The organism is Nodosilinea sp. LEGE 06152 (assembly GCF_015207525.1).
Taxonomy (GTDB): Bacteria; Cyanobacteriota; Cyanobacteriia; order Phormidesmidales; family Phormidesmidaceae; genus Nodosilinea.
The window spans coordinates 169,205-191,891 of sequence record NZ_JADEWR010000013.1 but is presented as its reverse complement, the minus strand read 5'-3'; the positions used below and the strand labels follow the sequence as shown (position 1 = coordinate 191,891).

The following is a 22,687-nucleotide window of genomic DNA, read 5'->3' as shown; positions in this document are numbered from 1 at the left end:
AAGGTTTGCTGTTCAGATCTTTGAGTTTATCTGTGGGAAACTCTGGGAAATAGCCGCCCCGGCTGTCCAATCGCTAAAGACTAAGACCTTGCAGCGGCACTCAAACCTCTAGGGCTTAAGACTGCCCCTCACCTACAATCGCGCGCATGCCCTCTAGCGTGCCTGGAATGCTGCGGGGGTCCATAAACATGACCTTGCTGCTGTCACTGCTGCCAATTTTCAGCCCCATTTCCATATAGTGCTGGGCAATCAGAAACTGTAGCGCTTCACGGGTACCGGGGTCAGTGGCGAGGGTTTTGGCGATCACCTGCATGGCTTCGGCGGTACCCTGGGCCTGCAGCAGCTGCTCCTGGCGGAGCGCCTGAGCCCGCAGCACAATCGCTTTTTGCTCGGCTTCAGCATCTAGAATGGCTGCTTTTTGGCGAGCCTCGGCGTCGAGTACCGCCGACTCGGCCCGACCTCTGGCTGAATTTACCGCCGACTCACGCTCGCCTTCAGAGGTCAGCACGGCGGCCCGCTTTTTGCGCTCAGCCGCCATCTGCAGCTCCATCGATTCTTGCACCGTTTTGGAAGGCACAATGTCGCGCAGCTCGACGCGAGTGACCTTCACGCCCCATGGGTCGGTGGAAATATCTAGCTCACGCAGCAGCAGTTCGTTGATTTCGGAACGGGCGGTAAAGGTTTTATCTAGCTCTAGCTGGCCCATCTCAGAGCGAATTTGAGTCAGCACCAGGTTGACCATCGCCGACTGCAGGTTTTCGACCTTGTAGTAGGCTTTCTCCATATCGACGATGCGCCAGTACACAACGGCGTCTACCGTGATCGACACGTTGTCGCGGGTGATGCACTGCTGGGGGGGAATATCGAGTACTCGCTCGCGAATGGTTTGCTTAAACACCACCTTGTCGAGAAAGGGCACCAAAAAATTGAGGCCGGGGGTGAGCTTTTTGCCGTTGTACTTGCCCAGGGTTTCGACCAGGGCTTCGTCACTTTGGTTGATGATTTTGACGGAGCTAGCGGCGATCGAGCCGCCAAAAATCAGCACGATTAAAAAACTAAAAAAGCCGCCCATAGAGGTAAATCCTTAACTGGTTTGCGATGAAAGGGTTTGCGGTAGTGGTTGGGTGAAATTGGGCTCGCCGTCTAAGCTCTCAGCGCGCTTTCGGGGATGACGTATAGCGTATTGCCCTTGCGCCTCACCACTACTACCGGCTGATCGGCACCAACAGTGATGGTTTCGTCGTCGCAGCGGGCCTGCCAGGAGTTGCCTTCGTAGATGACCCGGCCAGTTTTGCCGGGGGCGATCGCAGTCAGGGTGCGGGCTTCGGTAGACTCTTGCAAACTGTAGGGGGTGCGCTTGGGCACAAACCGTCGCAGCAAAAAAATAAACACCAGCGACAGTGCCACCCAGAGCACAATTTGGAGGCTGAAGATTGGTACCGCCAGGGCAAAAAAGGCCACAATAAAGGCGCTGATGCCCAGGGTAGATTCGACAAAACCCGTGGGCAAAAACAGCTCCATCAGGCAAAAGACAGCCCCCAGAATGGCCCAAAATAAGGGATAGTTCATGGCAACCCGGTAGAGAAACAGAGGCGTTGGCGCAGGGCTGCAACGAATCGGGTCGGCCCGATGGTAGATTGCCCGTCAGAAAGTTTCGCTATCCTCATAGGATTAATCTATCTTTAGGGTCGAGCCTAATGGGGGCTTGATTACGTTGTTTTAAGAGAATCCTGGCGTTGACTTGTGCCGATCGCCCTATGAACCGTGTAGAACGCCGTCCCTCTCGCTATAAGCCCTACCTGTGGGCTGTAGGCACAGACCTCGAAACCCTACCGATAGATGAGTTGGTGGGCCAGCGCTACCGCGTCGTGGCCCCGTACATTTGGCTCGACACCCAGCCCGACCAGCGCCCCAGCGCCCCCGATACTTTTCCTGCCGAGGCGATGCCCTACCTGCGGGCTCACCCCCACCGGCTGCACGTGCCTGGGCTCTACGGCGTGCTAGAGCGCACCGGGGCACCCCCCATTTTGCTGCTAGACAATGCCCCCATTCACCCCCAGGCGGGGGCGCTGCTGCCGGAGTTAGAGGCGGGGTTGTTTAGTGCGCCACCGCTGCGGCAGGCCAACTGGCTCTGGCAGCTGTGGGAACTGTGGGGAATTTTAGGCGAACTGGGACTGGCGCGCAGTCTGTTGATTCCCGGCAATCTGCGGGTTGATGGCTGGCGGCTGCGGCTGCTGGAGCTGGTACCCGATGGGGAGATGGAGCCTCCAGCACTAGCGGATCTGGTGGAGCTGTGGCGATCGCTGCTCTCCCCCCTGCACCTGGCGGTCTCAGAACCGCTGCGCGCGATCGTCAACCGCATCGACGCGGGCGATACCGATCTGGCCAACCTCTCCCTCGAACTCAACCAGATTTTGCTGCGCCAGGCGGCTGCGGTTTCTACCCGCATTGCCCTGGCGGGGGCCACGGCCCAGGGACCAACCCAGCCCCGCAACGAAGACGCCTGCTGGCCCCAGGGCGTTCAAGCCGAAGCCGCTGGTCTACAGCTGGCGATCGTGTGCGATGGGGTCGGGGGCCACGACGGCGGCGAAGTGGCCAGCCAGCTGGCGGTACAGTCGCTGCAAATTCAGCTCCAGGCGCTGCTAGCCGAGGCTCAAAATGAGCTGCGGGTGCTGCCGCCCCAGATCATCGTTCAGCAGCTTGAGGCCGTTATTCGCATTGTCAACGAGCTGATCAACTTTCAAAACGACAACCGGGGTCGGGCGGGTCGCCAGCGTATGGGCACCACCCTGGTAATGGCGGTGGTGATTTCCCAGCGAGTGCAGACTGAGCAGGGTTGGGAGCGGGTTAACGAGGTGTATCTGGCCCATGTGGGCGACAGCCGCGCCTACTGGATTACCCCCGACTACTGCCACCCGCTGACGGTAGATGACGACATTGCCGGACGCGAGGTGGTGGCCTGTCGCCAGACCTTACCTCACGCGATAGAGCGCAGCGATGCCGGAGCCTTAACCCAGGCCTTGGGCACCCGCAGCGGCGAGCACCTGACGCCTCACATCCAGCGCTTTGTGTTCGACGAAACGGGCATTTTGCTGCTCTGTTCCGACGGCCTCAGCGACAACTACCGCATCGAAGACGCCTGGGCCAACTATATTGGCCTAATTATTAAAGACATCGTTACCCTTGACTCGGCGGTGGCCTCTTGGATTGAGCTGGCCAACCAAAAGAATGGCCACGACAACACCACCGTGGTGCTGATGCAGCACAAACTCCTGACCCCGTCTGCCGGGCCGGGCGATCAGGGCATACCGGCTGGGGTTGAGCCAGAAACGGTGCCACCAGCGGGGGCTAAGCTCTACGGCGAAAGCTCGCCTCAAGACGAGTTTGTGGCGGCTCCGGCGGCACCCTCGTCGCCACAGGGCGTACCGCGCTGGATACTGGCGGTGTCTGGCTCGTTACTGCTGGTGGGTCTCCTGGGCTGGTGGCTGGCAAGTCGATCGCCTGAGGTACCTGAGCCACCGACCGCACCACCCGCGGCCCCGGCTCCTTAGATAGAGTGGATGGGYKGGCNNKYTKATRSRYAKSTGRMSSTGSCGAYGRRGMTNNWGAMGKRTTCGTTTACCAATTCTTGGGCTGACGCGGCACAGTCGGCGCTGCTGAGGCCAGTGCAGAGCTGGCTGGTGGAGCACCCTGTGATGGGCTGGTTAGTGGGGCACCCGCTGTGGTCACTGGGGCTAGTGGTGGTAGTGCTGCTGCTGTTCGCGGGGCTGTGGAGCGCGATCGCCCGCCTGACCGAAGGCTTTTGGCTCAATTTGGTCAAGCTGCCCTTTCGACTGAGCGGCTGGATTTTTGGCGCTGTATCGGGGCTGCTGGTGCGACGGTGGGCCAAACCAACCCAGCTCGAGCCTGGGCATGACCGCATAGGAGAAATTGTCGCCCGCCTAGAAACACTGCAGACCGAGCAGGAAACGCTGTTAGAGGAGATGCGGCAGCTGTTGAGGAAGCGGGGGAGTGCGGGATGAGGAGATGGTCCCTGAGCGGAGTCGAAGGGAGAGGATGAGGGGATGGTCCCTGAGCGAAGCCGTTCGCGCTAGCGTCTCCCGTAGGGAGAAAGGGAGGGGATGAGGGAACGGTCCCTGAGCGGAGTCGTTTGTCCTGTGGACAGGCTTCGCCAACACGCTAGCGTCTCCCGTAGGGAGAAGGGGTGTGGATGGACGGTAGCTGCGGAGCGGTTTCCTATGGGTTGGAGGTGGATGAGTGCAAAGTTGAAATTCAAAATTTTGCCTTTTGAATTTTCAACTTTGCACTTTGCCCCGAGCGGGAATGTAATCATGGAGCGTCTGCCTAAAGGGTAGGGGCAAGGTAAGGAAGGGCGGGGTCAATGTTTTTATTTCTGTCTAAGCTGCTGCCGCTGCTGATTTACCCGCTGGGGCTGGCCTGTGTGCTGCTGGTGGCAGCGCTGGTTTTGATCAAACGGCGGCCCCGGTGGGCAACGGGGGCGATCGCCCTGGCTCTGGCCCTGCTGCTGCTGAGCAGCAATAGCTGGGTATCGACAGGGGTAATGCGATCGTTGGAGTGGCGCTACCAGAACTCATTAGATTTGCCGGAGGCCGAGGCGATCGTGGTGCTGGGTGGGTCGATTAAGCCGCAGTTTCCGCCTCGACCGTGGATTGATGTGGCTGAGGAGGGCGATCGCGTGCTGCACGGGGCGCGGCTGTACCTGGCGGGCAAAGCGCCACTGCTGGTGTTTAGCGGCGGTCGCATTACCTGGGGCCAGGGGCAAACCCGCTCTGAGGCGGAGGATATGGCCGAATTGGCGGCAGCCTTGGGCGTGCCCCCCAGCGCGCTGCTGATGGAACCCGATTCGCTCAACACGTTTGAGAATGCGGCCTATACTCAGGTTCTGTTGGCCGATCGCGGAATTGAGCGCATTCTGCTGGTCACGTCAGCGATGCACATGCCCCGTTCGCTGGCCATCTTTAAAAAACAAGGGTTTGAGGTGATTCCAGCCCCGACCGATTTTCATATTGCCCCAGACCCTCAAGACTCGGGCCAAAACACCTGGCAGGGCCAAGCCCTGCGCCTGATGCCCCAAACCGAGAACCTGCATTACCTCACCCGCGCCCTGAAGGAATACCTGGGCATTGGCATTTACTGGCTCAAAGGCTGGCTCTAGCTCCTTAATTTCTGCCTTTCGATGGGTACCGCATGCCGTCTGGGCTGATACGGTTTGCCTGTTTGTTCAGCCAGTATCTTGGCCTTCTTCATGTCCTATGTTGCTCCGCCCCTGCTCCACCAGCAGATGTTTTCCCTCGACCACGCCGCCTGGGTTGACTTGCTGGCCACCACCGAAAATTTGCTCATCATTCAAGACTTAGACGGGGTGTGCATGGGGCTGGTTAAAGACCCCCTCGATCGCGTGGTTGAGATTGGCTACCTGGAGGCCACCCAGCGCTTTGATGGCCACTTCTACGTGCTGACCAATGGTGAGCACACCGGCAAGCGGGGCATGAACGGCATCATCGAGCGATCGCTGGGGGGGGCTGAGCTAGCCCAGCTCGGGCGCTACTACCTGCCGGGGCTAGCGGCGGGGGGCGTGCAGTGGCAAACCCGCGCGGGCGACATTTCCCATCCAGGGGTGAGCGAGGCGGAGCTAGCCTTTTTGGCATCGGTACCCGAAACAATGGGCGATCGCCTGCGCCAGTTTTTTGAGCCGCACCCCGATGTTTTGGCTGGCCCTGTTCTAGAGCAAGCCATTCAGGCGGCGGTGCTAGACAACATGGCTTCGCCCACCGCCAACCTCAACACCTTTTACAGTTTGCTGGGCGACCACCCATCGCTCTATATCGATCTGCAGTACGCCATACAGACGCTGATGGAAGATCTGTTGCGCGATGCCGCTAGCCAGGGGCTGGCCGATTCATTCTTTGTGCACTACGCCCCCAACCACGGGCGTGGCCCCGATGGCACAGAAATTCTCTGGTTTAGCCAGGGCGATGAGTCGGGCACCACCGACTTTCAGTTCATGCTGCGGGGGGCGCTCAAAGAGGCGGGGGTGCTGGCGTTGCTCAACCGCTACTACGCCGCCAGAACGGGACACTATCCCCTGGGCGAAAACTTTAGCGTGCGCCAGGCTCCCCACAGCCACGCAGAGCTGCTGGATTTAGTAATCCAAAACTTTGATCCGGCCCTGATGCCGACCCTGGTGGGCGTGGGCGATACGGTGACCAGCGTGGTGGTGATGGAAGACGGGCAGCCAGTGGCAAAACGGGGCGGCAGCGATCGCAATTTTCTGCAACTCATTCAGGCGATTGGCCAGCACTTCGACACTGGCAACCTGGTCACCTACGTTGACAGCAGCGGCGGCGAACTCAAAAACCGCAAAGCTTTAGTGCTAGACGATCGCGGCGGCACCAGTGTCGTCGTTGAAGGCCCCGGCGACGCTCGGGACGGCGACGATCCGCTGGTGCTCAACGTGGTGTTTCCAGGGGGCTACCGGCAGTACTGCCAGGCCTTTCAAACCGCAGCGGCCAGGCGACACTAAGGGCTGTCATCAATCAACTGCTAACAGCCTGAGAGGCAGCGGTTACTGTCCCTAACCTGGTTTTTGCGTTGGGCGTGGCAACGCTGATGGAACAAGGCCTGTAGCGGGAATCGATGGCACGCCCTAACGCTCAAACAATCTGAGACAATGACCCTGGCAATTCATTCAAAAGACTGGGGAGCGGCGATGGCGACAGCAGAGCAGCAGGTGATTGGCGTCGATTTGGGCGGCTCAGCCATTAAACTGGGGCGCTTTACCCAGTCGGGCCAGTGCCTGGCCGAAGTATCTGTGCCAACCCCTCAACCCTCAACCCCCAAGGCGGTGATGGCCGCCATGGCGGAGGCGATCGCATCCCTTGACCCCAACCGCGAAGCCGTCGCCATTGGGGTGGGCACCCCTGGCCCTGCCGATGCCGCTGGTCGCATTGCCCGCGTGGCCATCAACCTGGCTGGCTGGAACGACGTGCCCATTGCCGACCAGCTAGAAGCTGCAACGGGTCGACCCGTGGTCGTCGCTAACGACGCTAACTGTGCCGGGTTGGGCGAAGCCTGGCTCGGGGCCGGACGGGCGTTTAAGGATGTGCTGACGCTGACGCTGGGAACTGGAGTGGGCGGTGCGATCATTCTGGGTGGCAGGTTGTTTGTCGGTCGCCAGGGCACGGCCGGAGAACTGGGGTTGATTACCCTCAACCCCGAAGGGCCGCCCTGCAACAGCGGCAATCAGGGATCGCTCGAACAACACTGTTCAGTGCAGGCCATTAAACGAGAGACCGGGCTGACCCCAGCGGCGCTGTTTGAGCAGGCAAAGGCGGGGGATAGCGATGCGATCGCGTTTTGGCAGACCTACGGTCGCTGGCTGGGAGCGGGCATTGCCAGCCTGGTCTACGTGCTCACTCCCGAAGCGGTGATTATTGGCGGCGGCATTAGCGCCGCGGCAGAGCTGTTTTTGCCGACGACTCAGGCTGAGCTAGAGCGTCGCGTGCTGCCCAGCTCCCGCGAGGGCATGCAAGTGCTGGTGGCCAAACTGGGCAACCAGGCGGGCATTGCTGGGGCCGCACGTCTGGCGCTGCAGCAGTACGGCGATCGATAGACCCAGGTTCTAGCCTTTGGCGGACGGTCGTATATGGCCAACGGGTGAGGTCGCCAGTTGGTTTGTTTGTAATCCTAAAACTAGGCAAACAGTGCTTCAGGCTCGCTCCTGAGGGCACGGGCTTTGCCAGTTGCAATCCTCATTGGAGGAAAAAAATAATGAGAACGGCTGATATCAAACCTACCCACAACCGTCGCGCGGTTGGACTGTTTTCGACTCGGCAAGAGGCTGAGCAAGCTATGCACCGCCTGCGCGATACAGGCTTTCACATGGACCGCGTTTCGGTCGTGGCTAAAGCTGAAGATGGGTTGAGAGATTTGACCTCAGACAATGACAATTACGACCCCAACAAACCCAAGTCTGAGCAAGCCAAAGGCGGTGCCGGTGCCGGTGCAAAAGCCGGTGCCATAACCGGTGGTGCCATTGGCTTAATTGGTAGCCTGGGCATATTGGCGATTCCTGGCGTAGGGCCGGTTGCAGAGGTTGGGTTCTTGCTAGCCAACACGTTACTCGGTGGCGGTATTGGTGCTGCCAGTGGTGGGTTGCTTGGCGCATTAATCGGCTGGGGCATTCCCGAAGAGCGGGCCAACTATTACAACGAGCGCGTCTACAAGAACGACGATTATCTGGTGCTGGTAGAAGGCAGCGAGCAAGACATTCAGGCGGCTGAAACGGTGCTTCACGAAAACGGCATTCGCGACTGGGGTGTCTACGGCGCTACCGGGTCGCCCACCTACGCAGGCGGCTACTAATACTAGCGGTTAAGTCAGCGCTTAACTTTGAGGGTGCAGTTTAGCTGTGCCCTCTTTTTCGTTGGCCACTAAACCTCTAAGCGGCGTAATAGATTTCAACTATAACTATGCAGCAGTGGCTTTCGCTCTGGAAGTGGTTCAGCCTGGCTGAGGGGCGTTAGCACAAATAGGTAGTTGGGTTGAGACACCCCTTTAAGCTCCTCTTCTGTACATCCGGCAATGTTGTGGATACTCACAATGTATTCGCCGGGGGGAACGTCAAGTAGCGCCCCCGGTTCCTCGTTAGGGTCGAAATCGGGGGAAAGCCGGAGATTACCATAGCCTTCGATCGCCAGTTTGCCAGAGGGTAGGTTGAGGTAGGCACGCTGTACGGGGGGGTAAATTTCCACAGCCTTACGCTCTTGCTCGCTTAAAGGGTTTCCTATAGCCACTTCAAGGGCTATCTCGTCGTCTTGTCGCAGTTCATGAGCGACTAGCAAACCTTTTTCTGTGACCTCAAAAAGCTCAGCATTGATGTCGCTGTTACCGTACCCGCCAAGAATAGAGGGACTAACAGCTTTTATGGCTGCTTGGCTTTGATTGTAATACAAAAATATGACAAGGCCATCGTTGTAGAACTGGGCTGTTTGGGAGTCAGGGCGAACGGTTTTCATAGCACCTGGAGCTTGAGATGACGAAGTACAGATAGCTGTATTTGCTTTAAAGATGCCCATGTGGCCCCCTTGACTACAAAGACTTTGGAGCACATGGGGTTGGCTGGCGATCGCCAAGTGTATGAAGTAGGTGGCTAAAGATTAGTTGAGTTCCTCTGTCAATCCAACCTATGGGCGAGCGATCGCACTGCGGCATAGCGTTCTGACTGAACGGCTGCGAGTAATCTTTGCAATATCACCGAGATCTCCGAATAGTCCGTTCTAGCCGGGTTGTTAGACCGCAAGCACTTAGAAGTCTTCTTCTGAAATCGTGTTCATTTGCACATTACTACTGCTCACTTTATATAGAGCTAACGTTAATCTACTAAATTGAATCCCCCTCTGCGTTGGCACCTCCTCAAGATTGAATGCATCAGTACGCAACAAAGATCCTGAATTCAGATCACGATATCGAACTTCAAAATTCCCTGCCCTTATGTTCTCAACCGTAAATACATCCTTAGCACGAACAAAGAAGACTCGTACTGGCGTCGGAGAGAGAGTATCAAGGGAGAACAACTTTACAAATACGTCTGAGTCATTTTTAGAATTATCGATGGTTACAGACGAGTAACCGTCTGTAAATTCCTGTGAATATCCGTTTATATAATTTGACGTTGACGGAAAAGGAGATCCATTATCTGCAACAGCGGAGCGAACATAAGATGAGCTTGATAAATAAGGAGCTGTCTGAGATGGTGTTGATACTGAGGAACTTGTACTAGGAACTGTCCTTATAAGCAATTCAACTACGCCAAACAACCCACCCCAAAGAGCAATGGTAACAAGATAAACATTTCTCACTTGCCGCCAATTTAGAGGTACTCTTGTAACGAGATACTCGCCTGACTTAAGGACCAAGATATTTAAAGACTTTCGGATAGGAGCTACTCTGAAAGAACCTAGAGGGATAATAGGTATATCGATTAGGACGAACCATTCAGTTGTCACATACGATCCGTCCTCTAAAAGGTCTCTTTTTCCATAGTATTTTGTTCCAATTCTGTTAAAGGTGTACGGCATATCGACTCTTACTTAATCGCAAATTTATCTTTATCTAGAAAAACCTATGTACAATCCTAATTTATCTTCAACTCTCTCCATCAGCAATCCTAAAGTGTTGCCCAGTAGACATCTTCATGGCTGCTTAACGTGAACTGCTAAGAAATTATCCTCAAGCACCTTCGCAGACTAAGTCTAACGTTCCTGGTCAGCGATTTCTGAGATCTTTGCACCACCACAGAGGCTTGGGCCAATCCGCTGCACCAAGGTTGTTGTGCAGCAATCAAAACCGTATTAAATCACACCTCCCCCCTAGACAAAATTAGACGGAATACGTCTAAGAAAGCCCTCATATCTAATTTCAGGCTGCCCTACAAACTCTCCGTCAGGTTCTTGATTGTAAAATAGGAGCATTACTCCAAACTCTTCGTTCCCAAATTTCCTTTGTAAATCTCTCCAGTGTTCAGATAAATAACGAGCACTACCATACGTAGCACTAGAACCAAGACCTGAACAAATAAATACAGTAGTTTTACAATCTATGTCGTAAATTCGCTGAATAAAAGCAGGTTCTACACGGCTACTACGACCTGGAACTACAGGTGAATCCTCAAAATCTTTACGACGAATGCCTATGATACGATTTTCCAGCTTGTCCTTGTCGTGATAAAAATACCAAGGATAGGAGTCAGAATGCTTTTCAAAATATTCTCCTAGATAATAATGTGCCAAACTATTGTAAACACCAGTTCCTAGGACTATTAAGTTATCATCGAACACTGAATCTCTATTGCTAAGCTTAGGAGGGCTTAGTTTGACTGGCACATCAAGTGTTCTTAGCTCAATACTTTCTTGACCTAGCCATTCTTGTAAACTTCTTGGAAGTAGTGCTAATGGTTTGGCTCTCAACTCACGTTGAATTGTTAGTGCACCGTCGTATTCTAACTTTGTAATTGCAGCCCCTCTGTAGCCTTCCCTAATAGGCTCAATTCCTGTCGTTCCTCCTGGCTTTATATTTAATGTCGAAACATATATACAAATTGTTGGCTTTACATTATCAATGCCGAAGAAACGTAAAGCATATTTTCTATTTTTTAAGTAAAGATACACATAGACAATATAGCTTAATGCAGCGATTATTAAGGTGAAAAACAGTGTTGCTGTTAATTCAGCTGCCACATTGAGCAAAAAATCTTTCATACAATAAGTAGGCCCTTGATAATTGGAGTTATTTGTCTAAGCAAGCTGTCTTCCATTTTCTCAGAAATTGAAGCAGTTCCTCAGGTGGCTTTATCCATAAATCAGCATTCGTTGGACGTAGATGCTCGCGAACCAAAATACTTAAGCCTTTATCTTTCAAGAACTTAAAAGCATCTTCATCAGTATTATCATCTCCAAGATAAGTAATCATAGGTATCTCCCTTAAATCTAAGTTAGAGATGATTGATTCTACTGCTGTCCCTTTATTTTTACCAGTTACACGCAACTCAAGTCCTCCGTCAAAATCGTGGAGTTCAAGGTTTTCTATGCTTTCTAGGTTCTCCCATACTCGTCTTACTTGGCTTTGTATGAAGTTGATAGTTTCAGTATCTTTTCCTCGCCAATGAATAGCTAAACTAACAGGCTTCTGTTCAAGTAGCCCTGTCAAACCTAGCTCCTCAATACGCTGCCTAGCTTGAGCAAGTACTTTTTCTAGATAACTATCGGAAAGCTCCAGCGTGTATTTACCTTTGTTTGTGAGATGCTCCCACCCATGCGAACCAAAGATTTCTGGCAAAGGGTTTAAGTTTAAGAGAGGGATCAGATCCTTAATTGCACGTCCACTAATAATAATTAGCTGCGTTGTTTGAGTTTGACAAATCTCATCTAGTAACTCCTTAACACCGGGATAAGGAAATGCTTTATCTCGTTCGACATGGAAAGGAGCAAGGGTTCCATCATAATCAAGCAAAAGTATACGTTCTTGGGCTTTCGAAAGATTGTCGAAAAATGAATCCAAATTTACATTCGGCGATAAAAGCTGCATAGCCATACTGCATATCTACAAGCTCTAATTATAACTTCGCAGCCCTTTCCTTATCCTCACTGTAAACAAATCCTTCGCCACCTACAGTTTCTAGAGCTTCAAGATATGCTGCATAACAATATTATTAAAGAGAAAGCTTCGGCATACTATCCCTGTAAAGGTAGATAGGCTGAAACTTTCCGCATAATGTTCTGATTCTGCGGGATTGCAAAAATTCTTCTGCATATTTCAACAAAGCTGGGCCAATCGCAGCTCGGTCACCAACACCGAGACTATCCATATGCGAGAGCCATCATAAAACTTTGATATATCAGTTTGCCAATACGGTTGAACTTATAGCGTACTTCTAGCAGGGTAAGACTGCGGGGAATGATTTCAGTCGGGAGCTTGGGGAGTTGCACCTCCTCAAGCTCCCTAATCGTCCCAACTTAATAGCGGTAAGCTGCGACGACTGGGTTCATTCTAGATCCGGTCTCTCGCTTTGCCGAAACGAGGGATCTGGATAGTTCCCCGTTTTCTTTATCGAAAATGGAGACAACCCGAATGTTTTTAGACAACACCCCCGAGGGCATTGGCCCCGACAGCTTTGCTTTGCCAACCTATCGACAAGAGACCCTGCGCCACATTTTGCTTGGCGACTACGGTGCGCTCATCGATGGCATTAATCACCTGGTCTCGCTGGGCTACTGCAATCGCATTGCCTGGTCAGAACCCATTCCCACCGGGCGCGGCGGCGAATATATCAGCGTTATGACTCGTCGCCGAGGGGTTACTAGGCCCCAATGCTGACGCTGTAGGTTAGTCAGCGCACCCAGCGGAACCCGGCAGGCTCACGGCGGTTGGGTTCCGCTTTGCTTGGCCTTGCCTGCGGTGTCTGTAGAGCTGTGGTTCTGGAGTTATAGCCGTTGCTTGGCCTTGCAGCGGCATTGTCGCGATCGCAAACCCAGCGCGATCGCCTCACAACGCCGTTGACTTTGCTCACAAGGCTATTGCCGTCTTCAGCAACGCTGTTGTCACCCGTCACAATGGCGTTGCCATGGACTGCAATAGCGTTGCGATCGCCCCCAGGGCTGTTTGCCGCCGCCGCAATGTGGTTTGCGCCTGGGCGAGGCCTGTATCCGTTGGGCATTGTAAACCTAGGCGAGACAGTACCAAGCCAACGGGCTGCATTTTGCCGCATTCCCACCACCCACCCAGGCCGCTATGACCGACATGACCCGCCGCCTCGCGCCCAAGCGCATTGCCCAAGATATTCAAGCCCTAAACAGTCTGAATGTGATCGCTAACTATGCGCCCATGCGGCCAGAGGCGGCGCGTCAAGCCCTGCGGCAGGCCTACGAGACCATGGAGCAGAGCCAGAAAGACGAAGTTTTGATGGAAGCGACCTTAAAGGCTACTCGCGATCGGGCTCGCCAGGCCGAGTGGGCGTTTCACAATGCCGTTTTGGCTATGAAGCAGTCAGTCTTGGGTCAGTTTGGGCCAAACAGCAGCGAAATTCAGGCCATTGGCTACACCAAAGCGTCTAAACGCAAGCGATCGTCCCGCCAAAAGCCGCCGCTGGTGGATGGTGACAATTCCCGCTAATTTGGGAAAGGATTGCGATCGCATCGCTGGAGCAGCAGCCTCAGCGATGACATACCATTCGTCCAAATTCACCCTTCAAAACTGGCCATGTCAACGCCTCTCGATGCTCGTCGCCATGCTCCCGCCACAGAGCGCAACCGCGAGCCTATCCTAGCGGTGCTCCAGCGAGTGCTGCCCCCCAGTGGTACCGTACTCGAAGTGTCGAGCGGCACCGGAGAGCACGCCGTGTACTTTGCGCCGCGTTTGGCTCCCCGGCAGTGGTTGCCCTCCGACCTCGACCCCGGTGCCCGCGCCAGTATTGCCGCCTGGCGAGAGGTGGCTCCCGCTGCCAACCTGCACGCGCCCGTTGCTTTAGATGCTGCTGCTCCCCTGTGGCCCGTCGAATCCGAAAACTTTAGAGATTTGCACCCAGAGCCAGACTTGCAGCAGCACCCAGTTACGGCCCTGGTCAACATCAATATGATTCACATTTCTCCCTGGGCGGCCTGCCTGGGGCTGCTGGCGGGGGCGGGGCGAATTTTGCCACCGGGCGGCATTTTGTATCTCTACGGCCCTTACAAGCAAAACGGGCAGCACACATCCCCCAGTAACGCGGCCTTCGACGCTAGCCTACAGGCTCAAAACCCCGAGTGGGGCGTGCGCGATTTAGAGGCGGTGGTCGCCGCCGCCAAAACCCACAATCTGGCGCTGGTCGAGACTATCGCCATGCCGGCCAACAATCTTTCGGTGGTCTTTAGGGCGATCGGTTAGTCTGACAACCCCTCTGTGATTGCTGTTTCGTTAGACTGTGGCTAACCTGCACTCTGAGGTCGCCATGATTGTCAGCAGCCTTCAGTTTTTAACCAGCGATGCCACGTACCACGATCTGGCCCTGCGCTGCCAGGAGTATCTGCACTACCGACAGGGCTGGGCCGACCAGCGCGAACTGGCCGAAGATATGCTGTTTAACCTGCTGGTTGAATATTTAGTAGAAGCAGGGGTGCCCCGACTCCAGGCCGAGCAGTTTTGCACCGATAGCGACAACCTGACCGAGCTGGCCATGCGCATTTCATCGACCCTTGGCCCTGTGGTTGCCTAGCCGTCTAGCCCTGCTGTGCCGGTGCCGCAGATCAAGGCACAGACAACCTCGCCAGGTTGCGGTCGATATTGGCCAGTCATCAGGGCGGCGATCGCCGCTCCTCCGCTCAACTCCGCCGCCACCCCCAGCTCAAACCACAGCCAGCGGCAGGCGTCGGTCATGGCCGCATCGCTAACCAGCACAAACGAGTCTACGGTGCGGCGAATAATCTCAAAGTTCAGGGGTTCTGTTTGGCGGGGGGCGAGGGTGTTGGCCAGGGTGGAGATGGCCTCTAGCTCAACAATCTGGCCTGCTTCAACACTGGTTTTTAGGGTAGGTGCGCCTACGGGCTCAATGCCGACAATGCGAATATCGGGCTTGAGTGCTTTAGCCGCCAGGCTAACGCCGCCAATGAGACCGCCGCCGCCGATCGCTACCAGCAGCGTATCGACCTGGGGCAGGTCGGCCAAAATCTCCAGGGCCAGTGTGCCCTGCCCGGCCATCACGCGCGGGTCGTTGAAGGGGTGGATGTAGGTTAGCCCTTGGGTATTAGCGGCAGTCATGGCGGCGCGGTTGGCGTCATCCCAGTCGTTGCCCTCGTACAGTACCTGTGCCCCCCACTGGCACAGTCGTTCTGCTTTGGCAGCGGGCACATTGCGGCCCAGGTAGATGGTGGCGGGCACCTGGGCCAGCCAGCCAGCGTAGGCCACAGCCAGCCCGTGGTTGCCCCCCGACGCGGTGATAATGCCGCGCTGTAGGTTGTCGTCGGAGAGGCTTTTGAGGGTGTTCACTGCGCCCCTGGCTTTGAAAGAACCCGTCACCTGTAGACAGTCGAGCTTGAGCCACAGGTCGGGGCAGCCAGGAATGGACTGCTTGAGGGCGCTCGCGGGCACCAGCGGCGTATGCCGAATATAGGGGGCGATGCGATCGCGCGCCGCCTTAACATCATCCAGGGTGGGGGGCAGGATAGGGGATGGCGTAGAAGTCACAGAATTGGAAGTCACAGAATTGCTCTAGATAATTTGCTGGCTGTGGAGAAAGAAGTACACCAGTCGAGCCAGGCTGAGGCCAATAAACGACACCAAAATGACAGTTATAGAGACCGTGACAATATCTCGAACGGCTTTCATGGACGACCTAAAGCGCTATGGTTAATCAGTATTCTCCCCTGGAGAGGGAAGCTGAGGGGCAAATGCTCATGAATCGTCGCAGCTTTTTGGCGGGTGGGCTGACCGTTACGGCCCTGCTAGCCGGGTGCCAGCGTGTGTCAGGCCCTAGCCTGCGGTTGGCTATGCTCACCAACTCGGTACCGGCTCAGCTGCTCAATGCCTTTCAGCAGTTGCCCCAGGGCAGCAACATTGCCGTCACCCCCGAAGACTCGCTGGTGAAGCTGTACGGGTTGCTGCAGCAGTGGCACCGCCAAACTGAAGATTCGCTGTCAACGGCTGACTGGGTCAGCCTGGCCGATTACTGGCTAGCCCCCGCCATTCGCCAGGAGCTGGTGCAGCCGCTAGAGGTATCAACCCTAACCCACTGGAGCGAGCTGGCGGTGGTGTGGCCGGAGCTAGTGCGCCGCAGTGCTGAGGGAATGCTCAACTCTAGCGGCAGCATTTGGGCGGTGCCCTACCGCTGGAGCCACTTGGTGGTGCTCTATGACCGCGATCGCCTCCCCCGCGCCAGCACCCCGCTCGCCACCTGGGCCGATCTGCTGCGCCCCGAACTCCGGCGACGGCTGGTGCTGCCTAACCACCCTCGCCTAGTGCTGGGCCTGGCTCAAAAAGCGTTGGGCGCTTCAGCCAATAGCGAAGACCCGGCAGTTGTGGAGGGCTTAGAGCCGTTTCTGGCCGATTTGCATAGCCAGGTGCGCGTTTACAATTCTGACCACTACCTCGAAATGCTGCTGGTTGGCGATGCCACCGCCGCTGTGGTCTGGTCAGATGACGCGCTGCCCCTGCTGAAGCAGTATCGCAATCTGGCGGTGGCGGTACCGCCCGAGGGCACGCTGCTCAGTGCCCAGCTTTGGGTTCGCCCCCAGGCGATCGCACCTGTTTCCGAGCAGGCTGCCGCTACTGCCCTCAACTGGCTCGACTTTTGCCTAGGTGCCGACTTTGCCACGCAGCTCGCTATCTTTGGGCAAGGCACCTCGACCCGGCTGTGGGGGGCCGAGCGATCGCAGCTACCCGAGCCACTGCAAACGCCCCCTGCCCTCGCGCTAGCCCCCGACGTGGCCGACCAGAGCGAGTTTTTGCTGCCCCTCAGTGCCGCTGCCGAAGACCGCTACAGCCAGCTGTGGCAAAGCTTGCGCAGTTGACTCTAATACAAATTTCGAGTGAATACCCCCGTATGCTGTGCCCCTGCGGGGTTCCTGATTATGAACCGGGGTTTACCAAATCGAATTTGGGGTAATGCCTTGGCTGCTTTCAATCTTTGGGTAAGGGCAAACGCCGTTTGCCCCTGTGAGGAAGGTTGAATGTTTTGATGTATGCCTATGTTCAGCAACCCCTGTAACCAGGTGCTAATTCACATCCGTTTGTGAGGTTACCTCAACACTTTGCAGGCTGTTCTCAGCCGCTGCGGCTTGGGCTTCCTGCTCGCGACGCTCATTCTCTGCTACCAGATTGCGCTGAAGCAGCACAATCAACCCCGCATCCAGGTTGGCTGAGCAGGTTTGAACGTTGTTCTCTAGGGTTTGAGATGCGGTAAGTGGCTCGGTCTGAGTTAGATTAGGCTGCTCAATGAAGTTGCAGGCGTAGAGGCCCATCATCCGGTAACTGCGAGAATTACCCTGAAAAAACCGCACGTTGTAGCCGAAGTCGCGGGCGGCGGTGCCAAACTGGTTGAGCACCGCGTAGCGCTCGTTATAGGTCAGCACCGACCACATCTGGGGGTTGACCATCACATCTACCACCGCCGTGCCCGAATCCTCAACCTGGTAAGAAATCCAGGAGTCTACCAGGCGGCGGCCGCCCAGGTGCGAGGTCAGCGAGTCACGGTTCCACCACAGGCTGGGCAAGGTCATGGCGTCGGCAGAGGCCTCGCGGCTGTCGCTCGATAGCGATCCATCGACAATGCGATCGGTAAAGCTATCGCCATTGAGCAGCGTTGCGGTAGGAAACACCAAAAGCTCACAAAAGGTCTTGTTGAGCTGGGGCGATCGCGCTGGCCAGTAGGGTGTCAGCATTTCGCTGGGGCAGTCTGTTTGGGCCTCAACCGGGCGCGGTGCGGTCATGAGCAGGCTCGCGCCTGCGATCGCCAGCAAAACCCGCCGCCCTAACCCAACTCGCTGCCTCCAGGGAACCACCCGAGCACGGTCCCAATCCTGTCCCTGACCTTGCGCCAGATCCTGTCTTGAGAACTGCCTCGCCGCTGATGAATGGCCTGTTTCTCTGTCCATGATCTCGCCCTCTCAGGGTGCTCTAGTTAAAGATTAAGCGGCTGCGATGCACGTGCTGTAGGGCTACGGTCTGGCTGGCCACCTGCTCTACCATAGAGACGACTTGTTCCGGGCGCAGCAGGTTCCCATCGTTGCGACAGTTACCGACTGCCCTCAGCCAAACTCCGTATTCTCCCTGAATATATTCTAGCCCTGGTGGCAGAGGTTCATCAGCTGTCACCAACGCCAGCTCGTGCAGGCGCTCCCGCAGATTGACAATCTGGGTTTTGCCCGACTTTGTTTGCTTCTCCCACAGAAATTCCTCCAGCGTCATCACCGCATCGATCCACTGGGACCACGGAGCGGCAGTCTCGTGCTCTGGGGTGATTCGCAGGTAGTACTCGGCTCGGTCCAGACGCTTGGTGGCCGAGGGTTCGTCAAGGGACACCTCAGCAACGTCGTACAGCGGAACTTCGGGGGGTAGCTGGGCCGCTAGCTGCTGCAAAAAGTCGGCGGGGGCGATCGCGCGGGTGAGTTCAAAATCGATCACTTCGCCGCTGCTGGTGGCCCCCAGGGGCAGCGCGTTGGCCGGAGACAGCCGAGGGCCGGGGTGAAAGCCACCGGTGAAGGCAATGGGTAGCCCGGCTCGCCGCAGGGCGCGATCGAACAGGCGCACTAGGTCGAGGTGCCCCAGCAGCGCCATCGAACCGAGCTTGCCGAGGGTAACTCGCAGGCGCTGCACCCGCTCAGCACTGGGCTGGCTGTGACCTGCAAAGGCTGGAATGGGCAGCGGCGGCACCACAATATTGTGGCCAAAGTCGGGGCCGCACACGCCGCAGTGGCTGCAGCCCTCAAAGGAGCAGTCGGGTACGGTGGCCTCGTCTAGGGCGCGGTGCAGGTCTTCTTTCAGCCAGGTCTTGTCGATGCCTGTATCAAGGTGATCCCAGGGCAGCGGAGCATCCAGGCTGCTCGCCCCCTCGGCGGTGTCCATCACATTCCATTCGCCCTGGTCTACCTGGCGATATTTCAAAGTCAATCCGGCTTCATCGATAGCCTGGGTCCAGGCTTTAAAGGCGGTTTCCAGGCTTTCCCACCAGCTGTCCATGCCCGCCCCCAGTTCCCAGGCGCGGCGCACCACGGAGCCCAGGCGGCGATCGCCCCGACCGACAAAGTCTTCCATCGCCGAAATGCGCACGTCGGTAAAGTTGACCTTAGCCCAGCGCATGGCCCTAAACTCCTCCCGCAGCAGCCGCTGCTTGCGCAAAAACTCCTCCGTCGACACCGAGTGCCACTGAAACGGAGTGTGGGGCTTGGGGGTGAAGTTAGAAATAGTGATATTGAATGACAAAGGCCGCCGCCCCTGAACCGTGCAGGCCTGGCGCAGCCAGCGTACGGTTTCGGCAATGCCCAGTACGTCGACATCGGTTTCGCCGGGCAGGCCAATCATGAAGTAGAGCTTGACCCGGCTCCAGCCCTGCTCGTGGGCGGTTTTGATGCCGCGCAGCAGTTCCTCGTTGGTCAATCCTTTATTAATGATGTCGCGCATGCGCTGGGTGCCCGCCTCGGGGGCAAAGGTTAGCCCGGTCAGGCGGGTGCCACCGATGATATTGGCAATATTCTCGTCGAAGCGATCGACCCGCTGGCTGGGCAGCGACAGCGAAATATTCTCATCTTTGAGCCGGTTTTTGACCTCTACCCCTACCGCTGGCAGGGCCAAATAGTCGGAACAGCTCAGCGACAGCAGCGAAAACTCGTTGTAGCCGGTTTTGCGCATGCCCGTCTCGATCGCATCGACCACCGCCTCGGGTTCTACATCGCGGGCCGGACGGGTGAGCATGCCCGGCTGGCAGAATCGGCAGCCCCGTGTGCAGCCCCGGCGAATTTCGACCGTCAGGCGATCGTGAACGGTTTCGATGTAGGGCACTAGGCCCATAGCGTAGGCGGGGATCGGGGTGGCTACCCGCCGCAGCACCCGCCTGGGCACATTGGGCCGATTGGGGTGTACCGAGCCGTCGTCGGCCATGGTGTAGAACTGGGGCACGTACACCCCCGGCACCTGGGCCAGATCGAGCAGCAGGGCTTCGCGACTGAGGCCGGCGGCCTTCCCCTCCTCAATCACCAGGGCAATTTCGGGCAGGAGCTCTTCGCCATCGCCAAGGGCGACAAAGTCAAAAAAGTCGGCGTAGGGTTCGGGGTTGGAGGTGGCGGTCTGCCCACCGGCAAAAATTAGCGGCCAGGAGCCCGTGTCTACGTCAAAGGCTCCGGCCTGGTTGCGCTCCTGCCAGGTTAGGGGAATGCCCGACAGGGAGAGCATTTCGAGAATGTTGGTAGCCCCAAGCTCGTAGCTGAGGCTAAAGCCCAAAATGTCGAAATCAACCAGCGATCGCTGCGACTCGACAGCAAACAGCGGCGTTTCGGTTTCCTTTAGCTTCGTGGCCAGGTCGGCGGCGGGAAGATAGGCGCGATCGCACAGCTGTCTAGGTTGGGCGTTTAAGATGCTGTAGAGAATAATGTGGCCCAGGTTAGAAGCCCCAACTTCGTAAACCTCGGGGTAGGTTAGCACCCAGCGAACAGCGGCCTGATCCCAGGGTTTGTGCACAGCGCCTAGCTCGTTACCCAGGTAGCGACCTGGACGAGAGACATCCGCCGTAACCAATGTATTAACTGATACAGACACAACCTAGCTGCCCCAACGTTCACAAGTATGACCTCCATACTATAGCGGGCTGAGGGCGGGCTCTGTCGGGACTGGGGGCTTAGGCTGCCACAGGTAGAGCCTGGGGCAGTTCATCAACCATTTCAAAGGCGCGGTCGAGCTGGGTGAGCTCAAATACGATGCGAATGGTGGGCGGCACAGAGCACAGGCACAGGCGCTTTTGCAGCTGCCGAGCGTGCTTGAGTGCCGACACCAGGGAGATCAACCCGGCACTGTCGAGGGACTCTACCTGGCTCATATCCACAAACAGCCCACTCGCCAGGTCAGACTGAATTCCCTGCATGAGGGAGGTGTGGAAGTCGTGGGCGTTAGAGGCGTTTAGGGAGCCCTGAGCTTGAAAAATAGCCATTTCCTTAGTCATCGTCTGCATACTGGGTACACTCCAGATTATGGATAATGTTAAAAACTATTAAAGCCGTCAAGCTACTTTACGAAGGTAATCGGAATTACTTTAGCTTGGTTACTTTTCATCGACTTATTGGCCGTAACTTGATATAGATTCAGACCCTGTCAATTAAATACCTACGTGAATCTACTGAACATATCTCCAAGGTATGAATTCGCTTGTGATTCAGATCACCAATCCTTGTGGTAGACTTCACCGCTTTTTGGGGGCGTGGTCACTGGCTAGCTAAGGCCCAGGACTCACAATAATCAGTAATCAAGTCACGCTCAGGTGATGGTATGGCCCCCACATTTTCCATTCGTCGACTGGTAGAGCAGGCCCTGCATAGCGGGCTGCTGACCCCTGACATTGAGCAGGGCATCAACTCCGAGCTCACTCGCCTCGGGTACTTACCCATTGGCGACTCTGAAGCTTTAGAACTCCTCATGTACGAAATGGACGAAGGCCGCATTCGGCTGGTTCCAGGGCTGGGTGCCTATGGCGAGCCGGTGCAGCAGCCGATATCTGGCTAACTCAGATAGCGCCTGGAGCGCCAGCGGTGCCAAGTCTGACCCAACTGCTTAGCATTGTCAGGGCACTGCTAAGGTTTCTTGCCGAGGGCTCGGCCATCTTTGTAAAAGCTTCATACGATCTATCCGGATTTTTACGGATCTCTATGACACAGTGGTTTCGGCTCTATGCCGGGTTGGCCCTAGTCGGGGGAACGAGCTGTACGCTGGCGGTCGGCCCACAGCGATCGCACAAATTCACCGATGTCCATGGGTTTCTGATGAGGATCTGGCGTTGGGTTGGGATCTGAGCCCTTAGCCGACAGCGTTGCCAACAGAGGAATCACTTCGGTATCCAGGGCAGGCTGTAGCTGATCTAGGGGCCAGAGCATATCTGGCACAGTGGCTTGATTGAAGTCGGGGGCTGTGGTGCCGAGGGCCGTGCCCAAGGGAGTAATCTCCGTCTCGCTGACCAGCGCCAGGGGGCGGATCCAACCTGTCAGCCGAGACTCTAGCACCTGAATCACCTCGGCGTAGAGGCGGGTCTGGCGACATTCTAAAAATACGATTTGGCCTGCAACCAGAGATGTCATGGGTCGATGCGTAGTGGTCGTCGTATGGTGGTTTTACTGGCAGGGCGGCGGCGGTAGGTCTTGTAGGTCTTAGCGATCGCGGCTGCTGTCTGCTGCTCTATGGTAGCCATTGCGCCAACCCAACAGCATTGGCGAGATTACCTGCGCGCGAGCTTTGCGGCTGCCTGTAGCGTTGGCCAGTGCTTTAACCCAATGCCGCTGTTCTGAGATAACCCTGCGGTAGTGCCCTGGCGTTTAGCGCTGCCTCAGGCCAGTATGAAGAATGTCCTAACCATGCTGGCGATGGCTATAGATTTGGCCTAGTTCATCCCCAGTGCCATGCCAAAGCCATCGTGAAGTTTTATGATGAGGATGGGGTTAGTCGG

Annotated in this window: 24 protein-coding genes; 12 read left to right on the top strand and 12 right to left on the bottom strand. The window is 56.2% G+C overall.

Features of this window, described 5'->3' with window-relative positions; all coding sequences use genetic code 11:
* Positions 1-115: 115 nt before the first annotated feature.
* Both IQ265_RS18730 and IQ265_RS18725 read right to left on the bottom strand, forming a co-directional pair.
* Positions 116-1,072 carry an SPFH domain-containing protein gene (locus tag IQ265_RS18730; protein ID WP_194056328.1) on the bottom strand — a complete coding sequence of 319 codons (957 nt, stop codon included), beginning with the start codon at positions 1,070-1,072 and terminating at the stop codon, positions 116-118.
* Positions 1,073-1,143: 71 nt separating this feature from the next.
* Positions 1,144-1,569 carry an NfeD family protein gene (locus tag IQ265_RS18725; protein ID WP_194056326.1) on the bottom strand — a complete coding sequence of 142 codons (426 nt, stop codon included), beginning with the start codon at positions 1,567-1,569 and terminating at the stop codon, positions 1,144-1,146.
* 188 nt (positions 1,570-1,757) lie between these two features.
* On the opposite strand from IQ265_RS18725, the gene IQ265_RS18720 reads away from it, so the two are divergent.
* The 6 genes from IQ265_RS18720 to IQ265_RS18695 all read left to right on the top strand — a co-directional run bounded on the left by IQ265_RS18720 (position 1,758) and on the right by IQ265_RS18695 (position 8,385).
* Positions 1,758-3,551, top strand: a complete 1,794-nt coding sequence (locus tag IQ265_RS18720; RefSeq protein WP_194056324.1) for a protein phosphatase 2C domain-containing protein — start codon at positions 1,758-1,760, stop codon at positions 3,549-3,551.
* A gap of 141 nt (positions 3,552-3,692) precedes the next feature.
* Positions 3,693-4,022 (top strand): hypothetical protein, encoded by a 330-nt coding sequence (locus IQ265_RS18715; RefSeq protein WP_194056322.1) that lies wholly within the window; start codon positions 3,693-3,695, stop codon positions 4,020-4,022.
* A gap of 359 nt (positions 4,023-4,381) precedes the next feature.
* Positions 4,382-5,176, top strand: coding sequence for a YdcF family protein (locus tag IQ265_RS18710; RefSeq protein ID WP_194056320.1), 795 nt, complete (start codon positions 4,382-4,384; stop codon positions 5,174-5,176).
* Between the two features lie 90 nt (positions 5,177-5,266).
* Entirely contained in the window at positions 5,267-6,544 is a 1,278-nt protein-coding gene (gene stpA, locus IQ265_RS18705) for a glucosylglycerol 3-phosphatase (protein WP_194056318.1), read from the top strand.
* Between the two features lie 186 nt (positions 6,545-6,730).
* On the top strand, positions 6,731-7,633 hold the full coding sequence (locus IQ265_RS18700; protein ID WP_194056379.1) for an ROK family protein: 903 nt from the start codon (positions 6,731-6,733) through the stop codon (positions 7,631-7,633).
* Between the two features lie 158 nt (positions 7,634-7,791).
* Positions 7,792-8,385, top strand: coding sequence for a general stress protein (locus tag IQ265_RS18695; protein WP_194056316.1), 594 nt, complete (start codon positions 7,792-7,794; stop codon positions 8,383-8,385).
* A gap of 95 nt (positions 8,386-8,480) precedes the next feature.
* On the opposite strand, the gene IQ265_RS18690 is transcribed toward IQ265_RS18695, so the two are convergent.
* The 4 genes from IQ265_RS18690 to otsB all read right to left on the bottom strand — a co-directional run bounded on the left by IQ265_RS18690 (position 8,481) and on the right by otsB (position 12,111).
* The gene (locus IQ265_RS18690; protein ID WP_194056314.1) at positions 8,481-9,038 is read right to left on the bottom strand and encodes a hypothetical protein; all 558 of its coding nucleotides are present in this window, start codon (positions 9,036-9,038) and stop codon (positions 8,481-8,483) included.
* 288 nt (positions 9,039-9,326) lie between these two features.
* Positions 9,327-10,100, bottom strand: a complete 774-nt coding sequence (locus IQ265_RS18685) for a hypothetical protein (RefSeq protein ID WP_194056312.1) — start codon at positions 10,098-10,100, stop codon at positions 9,327-9,329.
* A 291-nt stretch (positions 10,101-10,391) separates the two neighbouring features.
* The gene (locus IQ265_RS18680; RefSeq protein ID WP_194056310.1) at positions 10,392-11,279 is read right to left on the bottom strand and encodes a hypothetical protein; all 888 of its coding nucleotides are present in this window, start codon (positions 11,277-11,279) and stop codon (positions 10,392-10,394) included.
* Positions 11,280-11,307: 28 nt separating this feature from the next.
* Positions 11,308-12,111 carry a trehalose-phosphatase gene (gene otsB, locus IQ265_RS18675; RefSeq protein ID WP_194056308.1) on the bottom strand — a complete coding sequence of 268 codons (804 nt, stop codon included), beginning with the start codon at positions 12,109-12,111 and terminating at the stop codon, positions 11,308-11,310.
* A gap of 522 nt (positions 12,112-12,633) precedes the next feature.
* Here otsB and IQ265_RS18670 point away from each other — a divergent pair.
* The gene (locus IQ265_RS18670) at positions 12,634-12,894 is read left to right on the top strand and encodes a hypothetical protein (protein ID WP_228038078.1); all 261 of its coding nucleotides are present in this window, start codon (positions 12,634-12,636) and stop codon (positions 12,892-12,894) included.
* A gap of 13 nt (positions 12,895-12,907) precedes the next feature.
* On the opposite strand, the gene IQ265_RS18665 is transcribed toward IQ265_RS18670, so the two are convergent.
* Positions 12,908-13,234 carry a hypothetical protein gene (locus tag IQ265_RS18665; RefSeq protein ID WP_194056306.1) on the bottom strand — a complete coding sequence of 109 codons (327 nt, stop codon included), beginning with the start codon at positions 13,232-13,234 and terminating at the stop codon, positions 12,908-12,910.
* A gap of 74 nt (positions 13,235-13,308) precedes the next feature.
* On the opposite strand from IQ265_RS18665, the gene IQ265_RS18660 reads away from it, so the two are divergent.
* The 3 genes from IQ265_RS18660 (at position 13,309) to IQ265_RS18650 (ending at position 14,767) form a co-directional block, all read left to right on the top strand.
* Positions 13,309-13,689, top strand: a complete 381-nt coding sequence (locus IQ265_RS18660) for a hypothetical protein (protein WP_194056304.1) — start codon at positions 13,309-13,311, stop codon at positions 13,687-13,689.
* 87 nt (positions 13,690-13,776) lie between these two features.
* Positions 13,777-14,439 carry a DUF938 domain-containing protein gene (locus IQ265_RS18655; RefSeq protein WP_194056302.1) on the top strand — a complete coding sequence of 221 codons (663 nt, stop codon included), beginning with the start codon at positions 13,777-13,779 and terminating at the stop codon, positions 14,437-14,439.
* A gap of 37 nt (positions 14,440-14,476) precedes the next feature.
* The gene (locus IQ265_RS18650) at positions 14,477-14,767 is read left to right on the top strand and encodes a hypothetical protein (RefSeq protein WP_194056300.1); all 291 of its coding nucleotides are present in this window, start codon (positions 14,477-14,479) and stop codon (positions 14,765-14,767) included.
* Here the strand turns inward: IQ265_RS18650 and IQ265_RS18645 are convergent.
* Positions 14,764-15,750, bottom strand: coding sequence for a threonine/serine dehydratase (locus IQ265_RS18645; protein WP_347404984.1), 987 nt, complete (start codon positions 15,748-15,750; stop codon positions 14,764-14,766). The two genes, IQ265_RS18650 and IQ265_RS18645, sit on opposite strands and share 4 nt — an antisense overlap.
* 143 nt (positions 15,751-15,893) lie before the next feature.
* On the opposite strand from IQ265_RS18645, the gene IQ265_RS18640 reads away from it, so the two are divergent.
* On the top strand, positions 15,894-17,057 hold the full coding sequence (locus IQ265_RS18640; protein WP_194056298.1) for an extracellular solute-binding protein: 1,164 nt from the start codon (positions 15,894-15,896) through the stop codon (positions 17,055-17,057).
* 204 nt (positions 17,058-17,261) lie between these two features.
* On the opposite strand, the gene IQ265_RS18635 is transcribed toward IQ265_RS18640, so the two are convergent.
* From IQ265_RS18635 to IQ265_RS18625, 3 genes are all read right to left on the bottom strand, one after another.
* Positions 17,262-18,140 carry a hypothetical protein gene (locus tag IQ265_RS18635; protein ID WP_194056296.1) on the bottom strand — a complete coding sequence of 293 codons (879 nt, stop codon included), beginning with the start codon at positions 18,138-18,140 and terminating at the stop codon, positions 17,262-17,264.
* A 22-nt stretch (positions 18,141-18,162) separates the two neighbouring features.
* Positions 18,163-20,796 (bottom strand): TIGR03960 family B12-binding radical SAM protein, encoded by a 2,634-nt coding sequence (locus IQ265_RS18630; RefSeq protein WP_194056294.1) that lies wholly within the window; start codon positions 20,794-20,796, stop codon positions 18,163-18,165.
* A gap of 79 nt (positions 20,797-20,875) precedes the next feature.
* Positions 20,876-21,205: an STAS domain-containing protein gene (locus IQ265_RS18625; protein WP_194056292.1), complete on the bottom strand. Its 330-nt coding sequence runs from the start codon at positions 21,203-21,205 to the stop codon at positions 20,876-20,878.
* 314 nt (positions 21,206-21,519) lie between these two features.
* On the opposite strand from IQ265_RS18625, the gene IQ265_RS18620 reads away from it, so the two are divergent.
* Positions 21,520-21,753, top strand: a complete 234-nt coding sequence (locus IQ265_RS18620; protein WP_194056290.1) for a hypothetical protein — start codon at positions 21,520-21,522, stop codon at positions 21,751-21,753.
* Positions 21,754-21,932: 179 nt separating this feature from the next.
* On the opposite strand, the gene IQ265_RS18615 is transcribed toward IQ265_RS18620, so the two are convergent.
* On the bottom strand, positions 21,933-22,322 hold the full coding sequence (locus IQ265_RS18615) for a hypothetical protein (RefSeq protein WP_194056288.1): 390 nt from the start codon (positions 22,320-22,322) through the stop codon (positions 21,933-21,935).
* Positions 22,323-22,687 lie beyond the last annotated feature (365 nt).

Coding starts and splice junctions, on each gene's coding strand:
- IQ265_RS18710 (WP_194056320.1), top strand. CDS start 4,382: ATGTTTTTATTTCTGTCTAAGCTGCTGCCGCTGCTGATTTACCCGCTG.
- IQ265_RS18625 (WP_194056292.1), bottom strand. CDS start 21,205: ATGCAGACGATGACTAAGGAAATGGCTATTTTTCAAGCTCAGGGCTCC.
- IQ265_RS18690 (WP_194056314.1), bottom strand. CDS start 9,038: ATGAAAACCGTTCGCCCTGACTCCCAAACAGCCCAGTTCTACAACGAT.
- IQ265_RS18640 (WP_194056298.1), top strand. CDS start 15,894: ATGGTTAATCAGTATTCTCCCCTGGAGAGGGAAGCTGAGGGGCAAATG.
- IQ265_RS18720 (WP_194056324.1), top strand. CDS start 1,758: ATGAACCGTGTAGAACGCCGTCCCTCTCGCTATAAGCCCTACCTGTGG.
- IQ265_RS18665 (WP_194056306.1), bottom strand. CDS start 13,234: ATGCCCAACGGATACAGGCCTCGCCCAGGCGCAAACCACATTGCGGCG.
- IQ265_RS18655 (WP_194056302.1), top strand. CDS start 13,777: ATGTCAACGCCTCTCGATGCTCGTCGCCATGCTCCCGCCACAGAGCGC.
- IQ265_RS18700 (WP_194056379.1), top strand. CDS start 6,731: ATGGCGACAGCAGAGCAGCAGGTGATTGGCGTCGATTTGGGCGGCTCA.
- IQ265_RS18680 (WP_194056310.1), bottom strand. CDS start 11,279: ATGAAAGATTTTTTGCTCAATGTGGCAGCTGAATTAACAGCAACACTG.
- otsB (WP_194056308.1), bottom strand. CDS start 12,111: ATGGCTATGCAGCTTTTATCGCCGAATGTAAATTTGGATTCATTTTTC.
- IQ265_RS18670 (WP_228038078.1), top strand. CDS start 12,634: ATGGAGACAACCCGAATGTTTTTAGACAACACCCCCGAGGGCATTGGC.
- stpA (WP_194056318.1), top strand. CDS start 5,267: ATGTCCTATGTTGCTCCGCCCCTGCTCCACCAGCAGATGTTTTCCCTC.
- IQ265_RS18620 (WP_194056290.1), top strand. CDS start 21,520: ATGGCCCCCACATTTTCCATTCGTCGACTGGTAGAGCAGGCCCTGCAT.
- IQ265_RS18685 (WP_194056312.1), bottom strand. CDS start 10,100: ATGCCGTACACCTTTAACAGAATTGGAACAAAATACTATGGAAAAAGA.
- IQ265_RS18695 (WP_194056316.1), top strand. CDS start 7,792: ATGAGAACGGCTGATATCAAACCTACCCACAACCGTCGCGCGGTTGGA.
- IQ265_RS18725 (WP_194056326.1), bottom strand. CDS start 1,569: ATGAACTATCCCTTATTTTGGGCCATTCTGGGGGCTGTCTTTTGCCTG.
- IQ265_RS18730 (WP_194056328.1), bottom strand. CDS start 1,072: ATGGGCGGCTTTTTTAGTTTTTTAATCGTGCTGATTTTTGGCGGCTCG.
- IQ265_RS18615 (WP_194056288.1), bottom strand. CDS start 22,322: ATGACATCTCTGGTTGCAGGCCAAATCGTATTTTTAGAATGTCGCCAG.
- IQ265_RS18660 (WP_194056304.1), top strand. CDS start 13,309: ATGACCGACATGACCCGCCGCCTCGCGCCCAAGCGCATTGCCCAAGAT.
- IQ265_RS18635 (WP_194056296.1), bottom strand. CDS start 18,140: ATGGACAGAGAAACAGGCCATTCATCAGCGGCGAGGCAGTTCTCAAGA.